This window comes from Flavobacterium collinsii (assembly GCF_902804485.1).
GTDB classification, from domain to species: Bacteria; Bacteroidota; Bacteroidia; order Flavobacteriales; family Flavobacteriaceae; genus Flavobacterium; species Flavobacterium collinsii.
Window position 1 is genome coordinate 32,044 of record NZ_CADCST010000077.1, and the last position, 20,012, is coordinate 52,055.

A 20,012-nucleotide genomic window follows, 5' to 3' on the forward strand; every position below is an offset into this window, starting at 1 on the left:
CTACATCTGACAACTAATCGGTGCTGTTAAACTCAAAACTCAATTGCTTTTCGTTCCCGAAATTATCCGAAATCCATACTTCAAAGGATTGGGAAACGGTCGAATTCGAAGTATAATACAACCTGAATTGTTCCTTCGGCAAAGAATACAAATCGTTTGGAAGGTATGGCATTTCACCATAATAACATAAAGTTCCCTGACCTTCAAACTGAAAATAACGGATAAAATATTGCGTGCCTGAATAATTACCGCTTCGCTCTATTGAAATCCTCATCTCTACTGCATTCCCCTTTGCAATAGCTGAGGGAACCGGCATTATTTTCACTTCAAAAGGAAAATCATTCTGTAATTCCAGTTCGTCTGTATTGCAAGATACCAAAGTAATGCAACTTAGCAGGACTGCCACAAATACGGGAAGTAATCCTAGTGTAAATTTATTTAAAAATATTATCATGATTTTATATTTTAAAAATTAAATCTTATTCCTGCTCCTGCCGATGGTCGGAACTGTTCCAGATCTGTGCCCCACAGAACTTTTGTACGTATCTGCAATAACAGAACAAATCGGTCGGACAAATATGTTTCAATAGACAGCCTCCCACCAGCACCATAAATGAAGTGGTCCTGGCTGAGTATTTTAGCTCCGTCAAATAATAAATCCTCTCCCCTGTTAATGCTCTCATAACCAATGACACCAGTTATAGCTGCATTCAGGGTAATATTTTTACCAGCATCACCTAAAAGGAAGAAACTGTAACCGCCTTCGGCAGTATAGGTTTCCTGTGGGATTCGCAGGTCTTTGTATTTATAATACTGATGGGAATATTCCAAAGCCCAAAGCTGGTAATTACCATTCTTGCCATTTACTGTCATGCCAATATTGAGGTAATAGTTCCTGCCGGGATAATCACCCGAAAAGCTTCCCGCACTCAATTCCAGTCCCTTTTGTTTCGACAGCATGCGTTGTGCCTGCGCGATTGTAGTGCTCATCAAAACGAGCATCGTTATATAGATATACTTTTTCATTTTTCTACTGTTGTTTTTATTACGTTACTAAAATTTCAGATGCATTTCGCCAACCAATCGGGCTTTTATCAAATCAGAATTTTCTACCTGCATGGTTTGATGCCTGCCACCGTTCTTTTCAAAAATCTCAATCAGAAGCACCTTGTCATCGGCAATGGTAAACTGATCTAACAAAAACACGTTCTGTTCGGCAGTTTTTCCTCCAATCTCACCAAGTGATTTGTAGCTGCGAAGTGGTACTATTGACCTTTCCTGTATCACGGTACGTTTTGCAATCTTTTTGTCCACTACCTTGAAATTGATAAAATCAATCTGGAAAGGAACATTAGTACTGTTTGTTAGCTGGGTATGGAAATAGTAATTGCCATTATGGATATAAATTCCTTTGAGTATAAACTGGATGCCAAAACTTTTAGCGCCAATGTGTTTTATAATGCGTTTATCTTTTTTGTAGATGGTTTCCAGCAGTAACCCTGCCAGCGAAGGTGCAGTATTGCCCAGTTCTTCAAAAAGCACATCGTTTCCTGTATCTTTATCCACTGTCTTTTGCATCGTCAGCAGGTTATAGCTGAGCGTCTGAGGGTTGGAATTGTAGTACACATCAAAACTGTAAAAGTGTCCGTCATCGGTAATGACCGAAAAATTGGTTTCCTGTTCAAAATCCCTTGCTGAAGCCTTTACACGAAGTACGTTCTCCGCATCTTCTGCCTTCCCTGCGATCAGGTATTCACTGCCCAAATCCACATAGCGTATAGCTGTTGGGAAAATCAAATGGGAGGTTTTATCATAAGTAACTTCCATTTGGTATGGTTCTATCCTGCCCAAAGCAAGGGAAGTTTTTGCGCTTTGCTGTGCAAAAGAAGATACCGCAAAGCCAATCATTAGGGCAATTGCCCAAAAGGTTTTAAAATGATTTTTCATTGTTTAGTTTATTTGAGTTATTATTATTTTTTAGAAACAAGGAATACTTGATGTCCTGCTTTTAGGGTAACTTTTGGTGTCCTTACTTTTTTGGAGAAATAACCTGAAATTCCCTGAACTACGCCACGGCTTAAATCAGCCGCTGCCTGTTGTCCTGCAGATTGGGTAAGCATCAGGCTTGTTCCGGATGTCTGGCTCATGTTCCCTGCCATTTCGCTAAGGGCATTCATTTCCGGAGAATACGGTACGTATAATCCCTGCTGTCCATCAAGGTCATAAATGGTGATGTCTACTGGGATGATGTTTCCTTGCTGTTCTATGGAAGTAATCTTTAACTCCAGACGTCCGCCCTGAAGCTTTGCATTAGCGGTTAGGATTGTTCCCTTTTCAATGGTAATATTACCCGTTTGGGCAGGCTCCAATAAACGAAGTCGTACACTGCTTTCCCAAATAATAGTCTGTGTTTCCTGTACACAGGCTTTAATGCTGTTCTTTGGCTGTATCACCTTCTCCGCCGAACCTTCTGTGTTAAAACTACGGTTTCTGATTTCGCTCCAGTCGGCTATAAAAGCACTATCAGCAGGCTCACGGTATAAAGATGATACCGTATTTTTTCTTGCACTGGTGAATGCTGCAAAATGTTTTTTCGGCGAAGCATCCAAAACCACAGGTGCATTAACCTTATTGCTTGCAGTTTCAGCAGTATTTGTACCTGAAGGAAGATACTTTGCAGCCATCTGATAGGATTTCTCCATGAGTGCCAACTGGTCATTTACCGTTACTGCGGCAGGTATTTCCTTTTCTGCCAGTTTTCCTTTTAGTTCTTCCAATTGCTTACGGAGTTCCTGTGATTCACCATTATCATCCTGATAGAAAGAACCCAGTGTACTTTGTGCATTTCGATAACTGTTTAATGCCGGATTAGCGGGTTTTTCTGACCTGTTGCCATCGCTATTGTTTTGATTTTGTTCCTCGTCATTATTTAGTCGCTCTTCCCCTTCGCCAGTTGTGCTTCCTTCGTTCCAATAATCAGCCAGAGTAGTAAGGGCATCACGCTTTTGCTGCACTTTTTCTTCCATCATTTGCTTCTCGTAAGCCTTTTGCTTGTCAGCCTGCATTCCTTCTTCCGTCGCCTGTGGAACAGTATCGTTCATTCCTATATTTTCGATTCCCTTTTTATCCGAAGACGGTTTAAATATGAGGTACATAGAACCTAAAAACACGATCCCCATTAAAACGAATATCAGTGGTTTTTTAAATCTTTCAATGGTACTTCTTTTATCATCGGTCTCCTTGGACACTTTGCTTTGTCCGTCTCCTTCTAACAGGACGACGGCTCTTTTTTCATCTTCTTTCATAAATCTTGTCTTTTAAAATTGTTACTAATGTGTCCTGCAAGCGTGCGGGACTTTCTTTCTTTTTGAGCACTGGATTTTTAATATGCTCAATGTTCATGCTATGCTCTGAGCTTGCTGTATCATAACATACTTTAAAAATTACCCCTGCGGTAAGCAGCAGATATGCTCCAAAAAAATAAAGTGTATACCTCTGCTGTTTATATAAAGGCAATGCCTGCCAGCTTTCCTCAAGCCTGTCAAACCACTTGTTTATATTGGTTCTTATTTTTTTCATAGCCTTGTTATTTCTGTGTTATAGCTTGAAGCGCTTCGGACTTTGACCTGTCTGTTGCTTTGGCTTATCATTGACCATTGCAATTGCTTCGGTTAACTTTGGTGCGGATATTACAGAAAGGTCTTTCAGTTCGATTTTTTTTAGTATCTGCCCGAATTGGTCTTTTTTTATTATTTCCATTCGGCTTAGCGAGAGTTCTCCATTAAGGTGTTTCACCCACATTGCACATTCTATACGAGGCCTCTCATCACCTGACCATTGCAGGTAGCTTGTCAGCAGTAAATCATGCTTAGGCAGACTATCTGTACCTTTTTGGCAGCTTTCAAAGAATTCGCTTAAGCTTTCTTTCAGCTTTCCTGCATAAGCACCCTGCGTATGGAAATACTCGTTATATCCTTTGTCAGTCAGGATTTTTGCGAAGCTGTTTAATTCTAATAATGTTTCCATAAGATTATTTTTTTAACGCTCGATGACTTCTATATCCCTATTCTCTAGTACTGCAAACTTTTCAATATTAAAGCCTTGAGGGTTATTGTCCGAGCGGACAGAGTTGACAAGGAAACAGGACGTAACCAGATTGCGTTTTGTCACATTACTGGAACGGATGATAAATTGTTTGGCATAACTGCGCACTGCATAGGGATAAGTTTCGAAATTGACCATTACGCTGTCCACTTCAATACGCTGCTGTACATTACCTGATATGATACGGTTATAATATCCTTTTTCAGAGAGGTCTTTGTAATAATCAAAGGCACTTTTATCTGCGAGATTAAACGCCCTTTTCATATTACTTTCAATGGCATTCTTGTCTGGTGCAAGTGTAAAAAAAAGTTCGTGAAAACGCTTTACATGTTCCCTTGCTTCTACCGGACGGTTGATCGACGCATCCTGTGCGAGCGCGAGCATCAGTGATTTCCCATTGTCCAGAACATAGATTTTCTGACGTTGCTGCTCTGCAAAACGGTAGGACTGCCAGACGGCATATCCTGCAACTCCGGTGCAGAGTAAAGCAAACACAATGGCATATAATCTTATCTGCCTGAAACTGTTTTCGATATTTCTTAGTGTTTTAAATTCCATTTTATTAATGATTAATGATTACTTGTTTATCAGCCTGCCGCCTATATTCCCTACTGTTGAACCTGCTCCTGCGCCGGCAATATTTCCGGATTTCATGGCTGTCTGGTTAACATTTCGGGTAAAGTTCCCTGCTCCACCAGCCTGAATGATCCAGCCTGTGACTGTCGGAATAGTGAAGTACCCCACGATGCCTATAATCATAAAGATGATGTACACGGTGTTGGAGGTGTCGGGGATGAAAGTAGGATCGGCAAGCATCTCAATATCCCGTTCAACAATCAGCGACTGTATCTTGGCAAGCATAGAACTGAACAAATCAGCTACAGGAAGCCATAAATACACGCTGACATATCGGGTGAGCCACTGTGTGAGCGTAGACTGAAAGCCATCCCATACCGATATGGCAAAAGCTATCGGGCCTAAAATTGACAGTACAATCAGAAAGAAAGTCCGTATGGTATCAATGACCAAAGCTGCTGCCTGAAAAAGTATTTCCAGCAAATTGCGGAACCATTCCTTTATTGCTTTCTCTATCTCGTAGGTTTGTCTATCCATATACATTCCTGCCATTGTTCCTATGTCAGAAGGCGACCATCCCAATTCGTCCAATTTCTTATCAAACTCTTCGTTTGATACCATATAGGCAGTTTCAGGATCGCGGAGCATTGCCTCACGCTCCAACATGTCTTTCTTTGCCTGTAGATCGTTCAGGTCAAGAACCTGATTTTCGAGGATAGCGTGAGTACCTTGTACAACGGGACTTAATACCGCATTTAAAGTTCCCAGGACTATTGTGGGGAAAAACATGATGCAGAGTCCAAGTGCAAAAGGACGCAGCAAAGGATACATATCAATCGGTTCTGCCCGGCTGAGAGCCTGCCATACCTTGGTGGCTACATAAAACAAGGCTCCCAAGCCAGCCAGTCCTTTAGCCACTGCCGCCATATCGGCGGACAATGGCAGCATCTCATCATACAGGGAACGCAGGACTTCGTGAAGATTATTAAATTCCATCGCTTACCAGTATTTTTGATTTGGGGTTCCATAGAGGTCAAGTACTCTTTTTGTATTGTTCTGCTTCTTTGCCCTTAGTATGCTTACCGAGATATTTTTGTTGGTGTAGTAGCGTACTAAACTGTGGTATTCTTTCACTTCTTTGTACACGCGGTCAATAATATCCATTCGGTCTTTGTCATTCAGCGACAGGCTTGATGAGCTTACAATCTGCTTGAGTTCTTTCAGTAATTCTGTGCTTTCACCAAGCAGCGTCGAATAGCCATTGGCAATAGCTGCCAATTCCTGAGCAGAAAAATTGGGATCATTTATCATCTTACCAAAATTCTTTACATACATCTGAGAAACATCGCCAACCAATAGTACAGTCTGCTGTACCTTGCGTGCATCTTTCACCAGATTGTTTACCGCCTGCAGTTTGTCGTAATATTCTTTGCCCTGCTTATAGACCTTTTCTACTTCCTTGAAATTTTTAACGACATTGGATACTGTGTTTGAAGTCTGTACAATTTCATTGGCACTGTTAAGAATACCTGAAGCCAGATTTGCAGGATCAGTGACCACAAATTGTGCTTTTGCACAGGGTGCAGTGGCAAGCAAGAGTGCCATACTCACTACAAATAGTAATTTTTTCATTTTTTAGATTTTTAAATTGTTAGTGATTATTGATTTTCTTTCGCGCGTCGCCTCATGGCGATGTGCTTGATGGCAAGCTCTACATTACCGTCCAATTCTCCGGCAAGCTGCATTACTTCCAGTTTTTCAGTTTCTTCGGTGGTGTAGGCCAAATATTCTTCAACAGAGACTTCTGTCGCATATACCGCAGAGTGTGTACCACCCAAGCCTATCCATACTTCTTTGTAAAGCCGCGCCGGATCGTTGTTCATGTTAATGGAAAGTACCTGTGCTTTTTCTTTGTCAGTGAGACCAAGCATTGCTTGTATTTCATCAAATTTGTTCATGTACTTCCGCTGGTCAAGCAGGATTTTACAATCGGAGTTGTTGATGATACTTTCTTTGACGATTGGTGATTGGATGATGTCATCAACCTCTTGTGTTACTACGATTGCTTCGCCAAAAAATTTCCTAACAGTTTTAAAAAGGTACTTCAGATATTCTGCCATTCCTTCTTTGGCAATGGCTTTCCACGCCTCTTCAATCAGGATCAGTTTACGGATGCCTTTGAGTCTCCTCATCTTATTTATGAAGACTTCCATAATGATAATGGTCACAATGGGAAAGAGGATTTTGTGATCTTTGATCGCATCAATCTCAAAGACAATAAATCGTTTGGAAAGCAGGTCTAACTGTTTATCGGAGTTCAGCAGGTAATCGTACTCTCCTCCTTTGTAATAAGGTTCCAGTACATTCAGGAAATTGGCAATATCAAAGTCCTTTTCCCTGACCTGTTTTTCTTCCAATATCTTACGGTAATCGCTCTGAACATATTCATAGAAGCCATTAAAAGACGGATAGATCTCATTGTGTTTGATACGCTCAATATATCCGCTCACTGCATTGGATAATGCCACTTCTTCAGAACGGCTCGGCGGCTCGTCATCACGTTTCCACAGCGTTAGTATTAATGTCTTTACGCTTTCTCTCTTTTCAATGTCGAATACGCCATCATCGGTATAGAAAGGATTAAAGGCAATGGGATTGTCTTCGGTATAAGTGAAATAAACCCCGTCTTCTCCTTTGGTCTTCCCCTTGATAAGTTCGCACAAACCCTGATAAGAGTTACCGGTGTCAACCAGCAGGACATGTGCGCCCTGCTCATAATATTGACGCACCATGTGGTTGGTAAAAAATGATTTTCCTGAACCTGACGGGCCCAATATGAACTTGTTCCTGTTGGTGATAATCCCACGTTTCATAGGCAGGTCGGAAATATCCAGATGGATGGGTTTTCCGGTAAGCCTGTCTGCCATCTTAATACCGAAAGGCGATGGTGAATTATGATAATTGGTTTCTTCGGTGAAAAAACACAAAGCCGGTTCAATGAATGTGTAAAAACTTTCTTCACTTGGAAAATCCCCAGCATTGCCCGGCATTCCCGCCCAATATAGTGTAGCAACATCTGTCGTGTTATGGCGTGGTTTGCATTCCATTAGTGCCAGAGCACTTCCGCTGTCATTCTTTATCTGCTTAAGTTCACCGGGATCATCTGACCACGCCATGATGTTGAAGTGTGCCCTAATTGAAGACAACCCGAAAGAATGGGCTTCGTTCAAATAACGTTCTATCCATTCTTTGTTAATCTGATTGGCACGGCTGTAACGGGCCAGTGAGTGCATGTTTCTTGCGGCTTTCTCAAACTTTTGCAGGTTGTCTTCGCTGTTATCCAAAAACAAATACTGATTGTAGATATGATTACAGCTTAGCAACAGTCCAACAGGTGCAGCAAATGAAAGCCGGCAGTCGCTACGGTCGGTGGATAGTTTTTCATAACGGGTATGGGTCGATACCGCTGCAGGCAGATCTTCCGTATCGGAAAGCGTGTGCAGGCAAAGCCTTTTATTGCCTATACGAACCTCTTCTCCCCCAAGTGCGATGTCCTGCATCGGAGTTCCGACCTCTCTTGACAATGTCAGATACTGTTCCAGTAATCCTTGTTTTCCTTCGGCTCCGATTATATCTTCTTCCGTGAGGCGCTGCAGGCTTATAAATCCGCTGTCGTTAACGATTCGTTCAAATTGTGCAACCGCTTCCATAAAACGATGGATTGCTTCCTTGTCCCTGATTTCTTTTGGTATCAGTGCACCTTTGCATAATGAAGAGAAGTTGCTCTGCATACGCATACGCTCTTTAGTCGTCTTGGTCAGGAACAGGTAACAATAATGGTTCAGGAAGGGACGTTCGTTAAAATGGCGTTCATAAGACTTTGCCAGAAAACTGTGGTCGTCTTTTCCCATATCCGGCTCGTAGCTTTCTTTGATGTACCAATCCTGCTTGTGAACAATGGTAAAATCTGGCAGAGTCTTGATCGCTTTATGCCAGGCAGAATGGATAGCTTCATATTCGGCGGATGCTACTGTGAATAGTTCCGGAAGCTGTACTTTAAAACAGGCAGTAATATCTGCATCCTTTGACAGGATACAATTGTTCTCTACTGCCAGCAATGGAAACCTGCTCTCTAGTGTTGTGATCTTTGCTGAATTTCTCATACAGTGTTCCCTTTAGGAGTGAACCTTAAATAGCGGTGTATAGACTTGCGACAGATAATGTAACGGGGATGTCTTTTATTTGCCCCAATTTTCATTAGTCCGTGCTCTCCATACTTTTTGTTCAGAGAGAAAGTCTGCCATACGATCAGTGAGGCGCCGCCAATTCCTAGAAAAAGGCAGATGTAGGAATTCACTCCAGCCATATAAAATATCATAACCAGGATAAGTGTTCCGAGTAGTCCACCAGCGAAGATGAATAGGTATTGTGCTTTCAGCCCCTTAAACTCTACAGTTCTCCCAATGCCTTTGTTGATGTTGTAATTCATAAGGCAAGGCATTAAAGGAAGAAAGATCGCAAAATGGTAGCGGCCACAATCAGGAAGATACACGCACCAAACCAGCTTGCCGCAGTTTTGCTGGTATCGGGATCTCCACTGCTAAATTTGTTGTACACCTTAACCCCTCCGATAAGACCTACCACCGCTCCAATGGCGTAGATCAGCTGTGTGGCGGGATCGAAATAAGAGGTTACCATTTGGGTGGCTTCGTTGATACCGGCTGTGCCGTTGCCTTGTGCGAGCGCACTTAAACCTGTCAGCATTGCCACTGTTGCCAACAGGATTTTTTTTCTTTGTTTTTCCATGATTAAAACACTTTAAATTTTTGTTATTTCCCTCAGGTTGCGGGCTTTAGAAACAAAGGTGTCTTGGAAATGAAGACGCTATAGTGAACTGGTTGTCAACGGAATTATTTGGCAGTAAATAGCTGTTATAACAAGAATTTTTTTATATTAGCTATCTTATGAGATTTGATTTCAAATTGAGTAATTAAAACAAAAATGAACCTTATAAAGTAGTAATACACAAGTAAAATATGGGAGGTAATGCAGGAATAAGAGGTTATTTAATACAGACAATTATTTGTGTATTAGACGCACTTGAAAAGGATAATTTATGGACATCAGTAACTCTTGAGCCATTAGACGAATCAGAAAAGGTAGATATTAGGTGGAAATATTCCAATAATACCGAAAAACTATGTCAAGTAAAATCTTCTCAGAACATAATTCGACATTCTGCTGCAAAAAAATGGTGTGAAGAACTTGAAACTCATTCACCAGATGCTTCAAATTATGAATTAATTGTTATTGGAAATGTTGACGTAAAACTCTCAGAAGCAGAAGATATCGGTAAAGTAAAAGTCGGAGAAATTAAACCTTTAAACACACAAGTTTTAATTGACCAAGCATCAACTAAGATAGATAAATACTACGAAGACAAAAACAAACCTAAGATTTCATCACAAGTTAGAGAGCTTATCGTGAAAGCGTTAACCTTAGAATTTGGCACAAGTTCTATCATTGGAAAAGAAATATCAAGAGCGAATTTTGATACAAAACTTTTAGAATGGATTAGTGCGGTCGAAAATCAACTTGACACAAACCCATTTGCTTCATTAGCACCACCATTTGAAAATCAAAATATTCCTATTAATCACAGAATCGTGAAGAAAATATTAGAACTTATTGGTTGGCATCAGTTTGGAGAGAATCACATAGTAGAACGTTTCAATGAAAAAACGGAAGAAAATGAAATACATTCTGTAAATTTTATAGGAGATTTTGAAAGTAAACTAAAAGAAGAATCAGGAGATTTGGTAATGATTTCGTCTCTTCACTCACTTAAATATCCTGATTCATCTAAGACTGAAATAGCTCAATATATTAATGATACAGATATTATATATTCAGATTTGGAAGAAAAAAAGAAAATTCCGTTAAAGCGATATGAATCTACTGACGTTTATAGTCTTTTATTTTGGCTCTCAACAGACAATAGCGAAGTTTCTACTGATTTTATTCATTATACCAAAGGAAACTACAAACGAAACTTACTAAATGAAAATATAACCTATTTATTAATTGATAACAACAAAGCAAACTTTTTGATTAGCAGTATAACAACTGCAAAAAATTACAGAGCGGATGTTCCGGTTAAGTTTGCATATCCTATTACTGAGGCCAATCAGAGTCCAAAGTATATTGGAGAAAGAGGCTTAAAACTTCCTCCTCAATTTATAAATTCTTCTGTAATTCCTATCACTAAGGAAAGTAAATCAAAAATAAGTTTTCTTCTTTTTTGCTCCGACCCATATTCTCCAGAAGCATTAAAAAAACTTATTTGGCTAACTATAAGTCTTACTAGTGGGTATGGGAATGAATATCTTCTTTATTTTCCAGATTATAATGAAGCAGAAGATAAAAACGAGGCTCTTGAAATTATTCGTTCTTTTAATGAAGAGTTGTTGGATGAGAAGGTTACAATCCAAAAATACCATAGCATTGATGCAGAAGCATTGGATTCATTATCAAGCACAAAGGTAATTACCCCTAAAAATGAAACATACGAGGAAGATAATCAGCCATCTTTAGTTAACTCTCAACACTTAAACGAAGCTTTTGTCAATATACTTCCTTATGGAGATATTATAAAACCTTTTCTAAAAACAGATGCAATAACAGCAAACGATATTAAATTCTTTCTTGCAAAAAAGGGTATTTTTACAAAAAATGCAGAAATCAAAAAGCTAACAGAATTAATGTGTACTTTGCTTTTTAGCCCAAAAGAACTTGAGGATTTTAAATCGTACATTGATGTTAAAGGAAAAGTTGTAAATAGTTCCCCTACCTTTTTCAATATTAAACAAGATGAAACATTAGAATCTGTATTTAGAAAAATAAAAATAAATACCGATAATCTGACTGATGGTCTAGATGTAAAAATCATTAATTCAGACAATATTATATTTGAAGCTAGTCCTGCTAAAGATGAATATAAATTAACATTGATAACGGAAACAAAGGATCCAACAAGCAGTTTGTTAGTTAATACTAAGCCAGGAAAAGCAGAAGTTGTAATTAAGAAAAATGGCAACCAATTGGTTGTGGTAACTGAAAACACTATCAGTAGAGCAGACAAGTATATTGTAAACCGCCTAGTAAAACTTGTTGAAGAAGAATTTAAAAGAATAGATTTTATTGAAGAAGAAAAAATCAAAGTAATGTTCAAGAATTTTAGCTCAAATACAGAAAGGGTAAATTTCTTACTTAGCTTTAGTAATATATCTTCTTCTATGATGTTTCACGAAGCCGATATTCAATCGATAAAATTCAAGTTCGATGAAAATACAGAAATCCCTGAACTCTATCGTGATAAAGTGGATAAAGATTTGGTTATAAATTTTGAGGGAAAAGGATTGCAAACCCTAACAGAATTAAGTGAGCAGAATGCAAAAGGCTCTATTTTTTTAGAGGAAATGAAAGTTCTTTACAAATTCAATTTTTTAAACATAAAAAATGGACTGTATAAGGTTACTTTCAATTTTTCAAATGCACTAAAAAACAAACCAGAATTTGATGGAGTATTTAAGTCTGCTCCCTATCTCATAAAAACAAATTCCGTAAAATCCCTATCAAGTATTGAAAACCTTGAAAAGGAATTAGGAAAAGAAATTGAGAATCTTAAACTTGAAAAACTAAAATTATTTAATATAATAAAATGATTGATTTTACAGGAGTTAAATTACAAAACATCGCGACTCATTTTGTTGGAAACAAATTGAGAGATGAAGGAATAAGGATTTCATCAGGAGAAGTAAATTTAAGTGAAGGAGATACCAAAAAATATTTGTTAAAGTATTTTCTCTCTTCATTCACTGATAATGAAAAATTCAATTTTTCTAATCCAACCGAGTTAGCACTGAATGGTGTCTATACATTAATAGGCAGAGTATTTTCAAATACTGATTCCTTCTATGAAAATTCTGTAGAACTATCAAAACATTTGTATGAAAGTTCTACACATCCAAAAGTAAATGGAGGAGAATTTACAATTTGCTTGTTTGAAAATATTTATTTAGATGGAATTGAAACAAATGCAATAGGTTTGTTTAAAACTGAAATTAAAGACGTATTTCTAAAATTTGATTCAATCAAAGATAATTATATAATCAAATACGATAATGGAGTAAATGTTGGCAAACTTGATAAAGGTTGCATCATATTTAACCAACAAGCTGAAGATGGATTTAAAGTTTGTATTGTTGATTCAAATAAGTCAAATGATACACATTATTGGAAAGATGATTTTTTAAGTATCCGACCAAGTGCAGACGAATATCATTTTACTAAAAATTTCCTTTCTATTACAAAAGATTTTGTAACAAAACAACTTTCAGAAGAATTTGAAGTAAGTAAAGCAGATAAAATAGATTTACTAAATCGTTCAGTTGAATATTTCAAATCTCATGACAGATTTGAAAAAGAAAACTTTGTAGAAGAGGTTTTTGATGATCCTGAAATGATAAAATCGTTTAAGAATTTTGATGAACAATATCGAGAGAACAAAAATGTTGATATTTCAGACAATTTTGAAATATCTTCTCAAGCCGTTAAAAAACAGTCGCGAGTCTTTAAAAGTGTTTTAAAGCTCGATAAAAACTTTCATGTTTATATTCACGGAAATAAAAATTTAATCGAAAAAGGGGTTGAAAATGATGGACGGAAATATTATAAAATTTATTTTGAAGAAGAAAATTAGTTAAAATTTATGATTAAATCAATTGAGGAAGGGCGTAAAGAAGATGGAAATAGATCTATTGCGGACAAAATAATTAAAAGGCTTCATGATTTAGAAAAAACTGTACAAAATAATCATGGACGGTGGGCATGGGAGCTATTGCAAAATGCAAAAGACAGCGTAGCAGAAACTGGTAGAAAAGTTTCCGTGCAGGTTGTTTACGATCATGATCGAATTGAATTTTTGCACAATGGCAATCATTTCACCGAAAAAGATATTAGAGGACTGATAAACCAAATATCCTCAAAGGAAGTTGATGAAGGTGAAGTTAGTGCTCGAACTGGTAGATTTGGTACCGGATTCCTTACTACACACTTACTTTCAAAAGAAGTCTATATCAAAGGTATAGTTGAAACCGGTGGAGGTGACCTATTCAAGTTTGGCTTCCCACTAAATCGAAACGGAAGAACTACCACAGTATTAATACCTAAAATTGAAGATGCCTGGAAAGGATTTCATGCTTCTACTGAAGAAAATGAAATTGAAGAATATTATGAAGAAGAATTCAATACTTCATTTATTTATACTTTAGAATCAGACGAGCAAAAAGACATAGCACAGATTGGAGTTGATGAATTTATTACATTGATACCATATGTTTTATCATTTATTCCAGAAATATATTCAGTAGAAATTATTGACAATGTAAGAGATGAGTCAATTGTATTCAAAAATGAAATAGAAATCGACGATGGCTTCAAAAAAATAACTAAAATTCAAAATGGCAAAGTAACAATAGTAAGATTATTATATGCAACAAATGGAACGATATCTATTGCTGTACGCGTAAGAAAAAAAGGAGACGTTTTTGAGATTTTAAGTTTAAATGATGTACCAAAATTATTTTGCGATTTTCCATTAATTGGCACGGAAAATTTTCATTTTCCCATAGTAGTTAATAGTTTCGACTTCAATCCTCAAACAGAGAGAGATGGAATTTGGCTAATGGGAGAAAATGATCCCGAAGTTATTGAAAATAAGGACTTATTGAAACAAGCTTTGGTGCTATATAAAGAGTTAATTAATAACATTGAGCTCAAATCATTTAAAAACGTATTTAATATTGCAAAAACAAAACTGCCATCAACTGACGAAAAGTACTTCGACTCTGATTGGTATACTAATGTTATTCAAACGTCTTTGAGAAAATTTTTACTTGCTAAGTCAATTGTTGAATTAGAAGGAGGAATTAATGGTAAACTGAACGAACTTTGGTTTCCTTCAAAATCATATAAAAAAGAAACTAAGGAAAAACTTTGGCAATATACCTCAGATCTTTTTCCTCAAGTAGTTTGCAAAAAAGACAATTTGCATGACTGGATTGAAATAATTTGGGACGATATAAGTAAAATTACATTTGCTGAATTAGTTGGAGACATTGCAAAATTTAAATCAATAAGTAAATTATCAGAGTCTTTTGAAAATAATGAGGATCAAACTTTTAAATGGCTAAATGAAGTTGGAAGTTTTATTATCAATGATGAAGTCAATATCACTTTGCTTGAAAAGAACGCTATTATACCAAACGAGAATGGAGATTTTTTGATTAACAGCCAACTCTTTATCAACAAGATAAATGATCCTCAATTAATAGAAATTTTACAACTTCTCGGGGAAGACTGGAATGATATTTTACTTCATCACAATGTGCAGTTTGGAAGATATAACGTGAAAAAGAAAAGTGAGATTGCAGCTAAGATTAATGAGAAACTTAAGAACATAAGTCCTGAAAATCAAAATTTTATAAAAGCAATTAGTCTCTTGTCAGAATGGTTTGATAATAACCAAGATGAAGGTAAAGAGTTGTTTTCAGAAACATACCGAAAAAGAGCGGAGTTATTTATGAATACTATTAAAGATAAGGATAGCCTGTATAAAGTAATGAGAAGCAAAACAGACTTAGCGCATCTTTCAAAAGTAGCAGAGGCAATTGAGGAAAATCCACGCTTATTTGAAAATATAGAACAAGCAAAAGAGGTTTATTCCCTCTTAAAACAATATAATGTAAATGATTTGCAGCAACTAAGGGAGCTTTTAGATAATAATGGCACTACACAACCTTCTCGGGATTCATTATTACCTATAACACAAGAAATACTAGCGAACATGGGAATTTCTTCCTTAGAAGAATGGGAAGATGCTATAAAGGATAAGGATTTAGCTTCACTATTTTCTCATAAGTCTACACCTAACACTGATATGTTTGTATATGTACAGAGTTTAATACAAAAAGCTAAAGAAAGTATTATTGAATATCTACAAACCTTAAATGACTATGATCTGACTGATTTGGACGACACTACAGCGCCTACTATTCTTGCTGGGATTATAAAAGACGGAAAGTCAATTAGCATAGTTGCAAGACCTGCTTACAACGGAGAGGTAATAATTTATTACGGTTCGGAACGTGATATTTTAGATTATGAACCTGCTGAATTATGGATAGATGATGGGATTAAACCTAGAATGATTTCATTAGGACATTTATTAAAGAAAGCTCAAATAGTTAAATTCCCTGTTTAGTTATGAATATCAGTACAGATTTATCCAGCATAATAGGTCAACCGGAAAATGAGAGCCTTGAATACAAAGCTGTTCTACCTCCTGCAAGAAGTCTTGCGCAAATGATAGCTGCTTTCGCAAATTCAAAAGGCGGAATAATAATCTTAGGCATAAATGAGGTTAATGGAGAGATAAAAATAACAGGATTAAGTGAGGACTTTCATGCTAATGGAGTAACTCATAAAGCTATTGATTTATTAACTCCTAAGCCTAATATTAAGTATGAATATATCTCTCATCTTGGTAAAAGACTATATATTATTGAAGTCGAAAAATCTTTAGATAGTGTTGCAATTGAGAATAAAATCTACATTCGGGAGGGTACCAGAATTATCCTTAATAATCCTGAGATAAAACATAACAAGATCAATAGGCTTCCATTAATTTCAAAATTAATTAATGATTTAATTTCTTTTCGCTCATCCAGCACAGGCGGCAAATCAAAATTTTTAGATCATTATTCGGGTGTTTTAAATATAATTGATGATGTCGGTAATATATTATATCCAATTTCCGCAGCAGTACCAACAACTAATCAAGAAGGTAAAATTCTAATGAGAATTTTGCTTTCATCATGTGCAGATAATTTCGAGATTTACCTTACAGACCTTTTATATGAAATATATTTAGCTAACCCAGCAACGTTGAAATCCAGTCAACAGGTTACTATAAAAGAAGTTCTAGATTGCGCAGATATGCAGGAATTTGTACTATTTTGGGCTAAAAAGAAACTTAGTAAATTACAAAGAGGAAGTGTAAAGGGATTTATTGCTGATAATTCACAAATAAAAGAATTAGATGTGCTAGATTCTATTGAGCAAGACAATATTGAAAAAATACTTCAAATTCGACACCTATATGCTCATCGGAATGGCATAGTAGATGAAAAGTTTTTGCAATTTTATCCTAGGCAATATAATATAAACGAAGAACACCAATTATCAGTTGAGGATATGTTGAACCATTTCTCTTATTTAATTGATATTGTTGACAGAATAGATAAGGCCGCAATCTTAAAATATCAGTTAGCTACCCTCTAATTCACAAAAACTCCCCAATATCAAAACCTTCCAAATCATTTTTCTGTAAAGTGGAAGAACCTTCTTCACTTGCATAAGAATGACTCCCGTCTAACAGCTCAGCTATTTTACGGGAGGAACCTTCTATGGAATTCTCCAGCAGGCTGAATAATTCGGTTCCTTGTATTTTCTGAACTATGTCAGCCATAGTTTCCCTTTGAGATGGCTCCAACTTTTCTTTTTGCAGCATCATCCCCACGGAGCTTAGTTCTTCAAAGGTAACCCCTTGGGCAAAACCGTTATCCCCACCGGATATTCCATATCTGTTCCATTCTTCTTCCTCTTCTTCAAAATCAGGCATGTTTCTGAAAACATCGTCAAGATCTTGCTGTGGAATTTGAATAGCAACATTTTCATTTTTGTCGTATTCTATGTCTAAATTATTAGGATTTATTTCTGGTTCCTGAATTTTGCTTTCATTTGAAGTCTTTGACGCTGAAAGACTTTTTACCGATTTAGATTGCCCCATGATATCAGGCAGGCTTTTATTTAGTTTTTCTTGTGCCGGTTTTTGCTCATTCCTTTTATAGAAAACAATTTTATCTTCTAATAACAAGGCAATAACAATGAAGAGGCAGATTATAATTAGTATTTCCATAGCTATAAAATGGGTTTAAAACGTTCGTTGAAATAATGGATAATATCATCCCCGAACTCGCTGAAATGGTGTTCAAGAATATTGTCAATGTAAGAATAGAGCGTAGTCTTCTCTTCGCTCGTTAATTGGACGATACGTAATAGTCTTTCGTGGTATTCCGGACGTATATAAACTACTTTGCCGCTGCGCCCTGATGGAAAACGGTTAACCAAAAAAACCTCCTCGTAATTTAATTTCTTTGACTGACCGCTGCGGGCTCTCTCCTTTTGTTTGGATTCCTTTGGCGTTTCAGGCTGTGGATTGGTCCCAGATACAACAGAAGAATTATTTCCACTCATAATATTGAGAATTAATTCTTCATCAATATCAGGCTTATCAAAATCTTTTCTTTTATTATCTATAGGCATCTTTAACAATTTAGAGATTGACAATTTTTAAAAACTCTTCAATAAATTCATCCAATCGGGTAGTTTTCATTAGATTAAGTTCTGCGGGTAACAGACTTGAACGGAATACGCTGTTTGGTGTATCATCTGTTTCTTTTCGAAAACGCTTGCTGTCCATAATTCGTGAATTCATTACAGATAAATTAAGTTCGCTAATGACACTTTGGTAAGTTTCATATACTCCTGTTTTTTCCCTACCGTCCACCTGATTCCAGAACAGCAACATTTTTTGATCTTTATTGCTTTCATCTGTTTGTGGTAATCCAAGAAATGCTTTAGTAAAACTAAGTGTGCTCTCCATAACCAACCTATCAGCAGTAATTGGAGAAAAAATAAAATCCATTGCTCTGAGTGTAGTCAATACACCTTTTGTATTGGCTGTACCTGGCAGGTCAAAAAAAGTTACATCAGGTTCTATTGCCGACTTGTTTACATATTCCAAAGTCTTTTCCAACGCTTCCTCAGCCTTACAGCTGATGATCGGATATGCCTTTTTATTGATGCTTTGATACAACTTCATTGCTGCCTTTTTATGGTAATCATTCTGCATTATGGTTTTCAGATCCCTTTCTCTCATATTAGCCAAACTGTGTTGCGGAAAATCGCAATCCACTACAAGTACATTAAAACCTAAACGATAGTGAAGCACACTCGAAAGTAGTGCGGTCATAGTAGATTTTCCAACACCTCCCTTAGGTGTTGAAAAACTGATTTTTAAAGTTTTCTTTATTGTTTCCATTATTTGAAAATTTATTGTTAAACACTTTACTTGTTTTGCAGGCTCAAATATTCCTGCATCTGAATATTACCTCATACTTATATTCCTGCTTTTTCTTTTGGGCATTTTGTTATACAGTTTTTTGCTTTCCTTATAGTTTTGTATGAAATATTTTTTCGCAATGGGTAAACTTTAAAAAAAGCAAAATGCTTTTACATTTTTATGCTTTTAAAACCTTATGCTTTTACTTCAAATTGTTTGTATACAAACCTTATTTTCTTCCTTGTTTAAATAGAAGTTGTATTACCTGCACTAAAACTTTACGCCAAATAAAGCGATTGATTTTCCTGCTAACTGCTGCGTGGGACACATTGGTACTCAAAGGCAGTGTTTGGCACTTTGATCTGGTACAATCCTTTCGTAAACAAGATTTTACTTTGCAAAGTGATTTTTATTAACGGACTTATGCAAAAGCAATATGACACAACTGGTAAAAAAGCAAACAGCCTGAAGCTGTATTTCCCTACTACATTTAATCCATCCCGAAGGGTGGATTTTAGTGTTCACCAGAACACGGCAAGTTGTGTTTTGAGGCCCTCGAAACGGAGTTCGTGCCTCAAAACAACTTGCCCTGCCGGGAGCTGGAAACGCCTTCCGAAGTCAGGCCTTTTGCAAAAAATTAAAATGGATGTATGATGAACGAGAATAGTAACAAAAAACAGAATAAGGGCGGTCGCAAACCAAAAGACAACCCAAGTACCCATCGACACGTTTTTCGCCTGACAGAGCAAGAAAATGCTAAACTATTATCGGTTTTTGAAGCATCAGGAATGACTAATAAAGCGAAATTTATCATTGCCGTTCTGTTTGAAAGAGAGATTAAAACGGTCAAAATTGATAAAGCTACGTTGGATTTTTATATGCGGCTCACCTCCTACCATAGCCAATTCCGCTCCATTGGGGTGAATTACAACCAGATTGTAAAGCTATTATATCGCAATTTTTCGGAGAAAAAAGCTGCTGCTTATCTCTATAAACTGGAAAAACAGACAGCTGAAATGGCGGCATTATGCCAAAAAATTGTCCAGTTAAGTAATGAATTTAAAGAAAAGTACTTGAAAAATTAATG

20 protein-coding genes are annotated in these 20,012 nt (G+C 36.8%); 5 read left to right on the forward strand and 15 right to left on the reverse strand.

Translation table 11 applies throughout. From position 1 onward, the window contains the following. Window positions 1–13: 13 nt before the first annotated feature. The 12 genes from FLA105534_RS08945 to FLA105534_RS09000 are packed head-to-tail and all read right to left on the reverse strand — an operon-like array spanning window position 14 to window position 9,486. Window positions 14–454, reverse strand: coding sequence for a DUF3872 domain-containing protein (locus FLA105534_RS08945; RefSeq protein WP_173965751.1), 441 nt, complete (start codon window positions 452–454; stop codon window positions 14–16). An 11-nt stretch (window positions 455–465) separates the two neighbouring features. Further along, window positions 466–1,026 carry a conjugal transfer protein TraO gene (locus tag FLA105534_RS08950; RefSeq protein ID WP_173965752.1) on the reverse strand — a complete coding sequence of 187 codons (561 nt, stop codon included), beginning with the start codon at window positions 1,024–1,026 and terminating at the stop codon, window positions 466–468. A gap of 27 nt (window positions 1,027–1,053) precedes the next feature. Next, entirely contained in the window at window positions 1,054–1,947 is an 894-nt protein-coding gene (traN, locus tag FLA105534_RS08955; RefSeq protein ID WP_173965754.1) for a conjugative transposon protein TraN, read from the reverse strand. A gap of 23 nt (window positions 1,948–1,970) precedes the next feature. Continuing rightward, window positions 1,971–3,305 carry a conjugative transposon protein TraM gene (traM, locus tag FLA105534_RS08960; RefSeq protein WP_173965756.1) on the reverse strand — a complete coding sequence of 445 codons (1,335 nt, stop codon included), beginning with the start codon at window positions 3,303–3,305 and terminating at the stop codon, window positions 1,971–1,973. Continuing rightward, on the reverse strand, window positions 3,292–3,579 hold the full coding sequence (locus FLA105534_RS08965; protein WP_173965757.1) for a nitrogen regulatory IIA protein: 288 nt from the start codon (window positions 3,577–3,579) through the stop codon (window positions 3,292–3,294). The genes traM and FLA105534_RS08965 overlap by 14 nt, the downstream gene beginning before the upstream one ends. Before the next feature lie 18 nt (window positions 3,580–3,597). Beyond that, the gene (locus FLA105534_RS08970; protein WP_173965759.1) at window positions 3,598–4,026 is read right to left on the reverse strand and encodes a hypothetical protein; all 429 of its coding nucleotides are present in this window, start codon (window positions 4,024–4,026) and stop codon (window positions 3,598–3,600) included. A 12-nt stretch (window positions 4,027–4,038) separates the two neighbouring features. Further along, entirely contained in the window at window positions 4,039–4,662 is a 624-nt protein-coding gene (gene traK, locus FLA105534_RS08975) for a conjugative transposon protein TraK (RefSeq protein ID WP_173965763.1), read from the reverse strand. Between the two features lie 18 nt (window positions 4,663–4,680). Continuing rightward, window positions 4,681–5,676 carry a conjugative transposon protein TraJ gene (gene traJ / locus FLA105534_RS08980; protein ID WP_173965765.1) on the reverse strand — a complete coding sequence of 332 codons (996 nt, stop codon included), beginning with the start codon at window positions 5,674–5,676 and terminating at the stop codon, window positions 4,681–4,683. A 3-nt stretch (window positions 5,677–5,679) separates the two neighbouring features. Then, window positions 5,680–6,312, reverse strand: coding sequence for a DUF4141 domain-containing protein (locus FLA105534_RS08985; protein WP_173965767.1), 633 nt, complete (start codon window positions 6,310–6,312; stop codon window positions 5,680–5,682). 26 nt (window positions 6,313–6,338) lie between these two features. Then, window positions 6,339–8,843 carry a TraG family conjugative transposon ATPase gene (locus tag FLA105534_RS08990; RefSeq protein WP_173965768.1) on the reverse strand — a complete coding sequence of 835 codons (2,505 nt, stop codon included), beginning with the start codon at window positions 8,841–8,843 and terminating at the stop codon, window positions 6,339–6,341. Next, the gene (locus tag FLA105534_RS08995) at window positions 8,840–9,181 is read right to left on the reverse strand and encodes a DUF4133 domain-containing protein (protein ID WP_427401551.1); all 342 of its coding nucleotides are present in this window, start codon (window positions 9,179–9,181) and stop codon (window positions 8,840–8,842) included. The genes FLA105534_RS08990 and FLA105534_RS08995 overlap by 4 nt, the downstream gene beginning before the upstream one ends. After that, complete coding sequence (locus tag FLA105534_RS09000; protein ID WP_173965772.1) at window positions 9,181–9,486, reverse strand: DUF4134 domain-containing protein; 306 nt, start codon at window positions 9,484–9,486, stop codon at window positions 9,181–9,183. Before FLA105534_RS09000 ends, FLA105534_RS08995 begins: the two co-directional genes overlap by 1 nt. A 230-nt stretch (window positions 9,487–9,716) precedes the next feature. Here FLA105534_RS09000 and FLA105534_RS09005 point away from each other — a divergent pair, with 230 nt between their 5' ends. From FLA105534_RS09005 to FLA105534_RS09020, 4 genes are read left to right on the forward strand one after another with little or no spacing between them, the layout of a single operon-like run. After that, on the forward strand, window positions 9,717–12,404 hold the full coding sequence (locus FLA105534_RS09005; protein WP_173965774.1) for a hypothetical protein: 2,688 nt from the start codon (window positions 9,717–9,719) through the stop codon (window positions 12,402–12,404). Beyond that, the gene (locus FLA105534_RS09010) at window positions 12,401–13,441 is read left to right on the forward strand and encodes a nucleoid-associated protein (protein WP_173965776.1); all 1,041 of its coding nucleotides are present in this window, start codon (window positions 12,401–12,403) and stop codon (window positions 13,439–13,441) included. The genes FLA105534_RS09005 and FLA105534_RS09010 overlap by 4 nt, the downstream gene beginning before the upstream one ends. Window positions 13,442–13,450: 9 nt before the next feature. Beyond that, on the forward strand, window positions 13,451–16,003 hold the full coding sequence (locus tag FLA105534_RS09015; RefSeq protein ID WP_173965777.1) for a sacsin N-terminal ATP-binding-like domain-containing protein: 2,553 nt from the start codon (window positions 13,451–13,453) through the stop codon (window positions 16,001–16,003). Between the two features lie 2 nt (window positions 16,004–16,005). Beyond that, window positions 16,006–17,082, forward strand: a complete 1,077-nt coding sequence (locus tag FLA105534_RS09020) for an AlbA family DNA-binding domain-containing protein (protein WP_173965779.1) — start codon at window positions 16,006–16,008, stop codon at window positions 17,080–17,082. A 1-nt stretch (window position 17,083) separates the two neighbouring features. Here the strand turns inward: FLA105534_RS09020 and FLA105534_RS09025 are convergent, their stop codons facing one another. The 3 genes from FLA105534_RS09025 to FLA105534_RS09035 are packed head-to-tail and all read right to left on the reverse strand — an operon-like array spanning window position 17,084 to window position 18,904. Next, window positions 17,084–17,719, reverse strand: a complete 636-nt coding sequence (locus tag FLA105534_RS09025; protein WP_173965781.1) for a conjugal transfer protein TraD — start codon at window positions 17,717–17,719, stop codon at window positions 17,084–17,086. 2 nt (window positions 17,720–17,721) lie between these two features. Continuing rightward, window positions 17,722–18,126 carry a DUF3408 domain-containing protein gene (locus tag FLA105534_RS09030; protein WP_173965782.1) on the reverse strand — a complete coding sequence of 135 codons (405 nt, stop codon included), beginning with the start codon at window positions 18,124–18,126 and terminating at the stop codon, window positions 17,722–17,724. Window positions 18,127–18,136: 10 nt separating this feature from the next. Then, entirely contained in the window at window positions 18,137–18,904 is a 768-nt protein-coding gene (locus FLA105534_RS09035; RefSeq protein WP_173965784.1) for a ParA family protein, read from the reverse strand. Window positions 18,905–19,578: 674 nt separating this feature from the next. Between FLA105534_RS09035 and mobA the strand changes: the two genes are divergently transcribed. Beyond that, window positions 19,579–20,010 (forward strand): conjugal transfer protein MobA, encoded by a 432-nt coding sequence (mobA, locus tag FLA105534_RS09040; RefSeq protein ID WP_173965903.1) that lies wholly within the window; start codon window positions 19,579–19,581, stop codon window positions 20,008–20,010. Window positions 20,011–20,012: the final 2 nt, after the last annotated feature.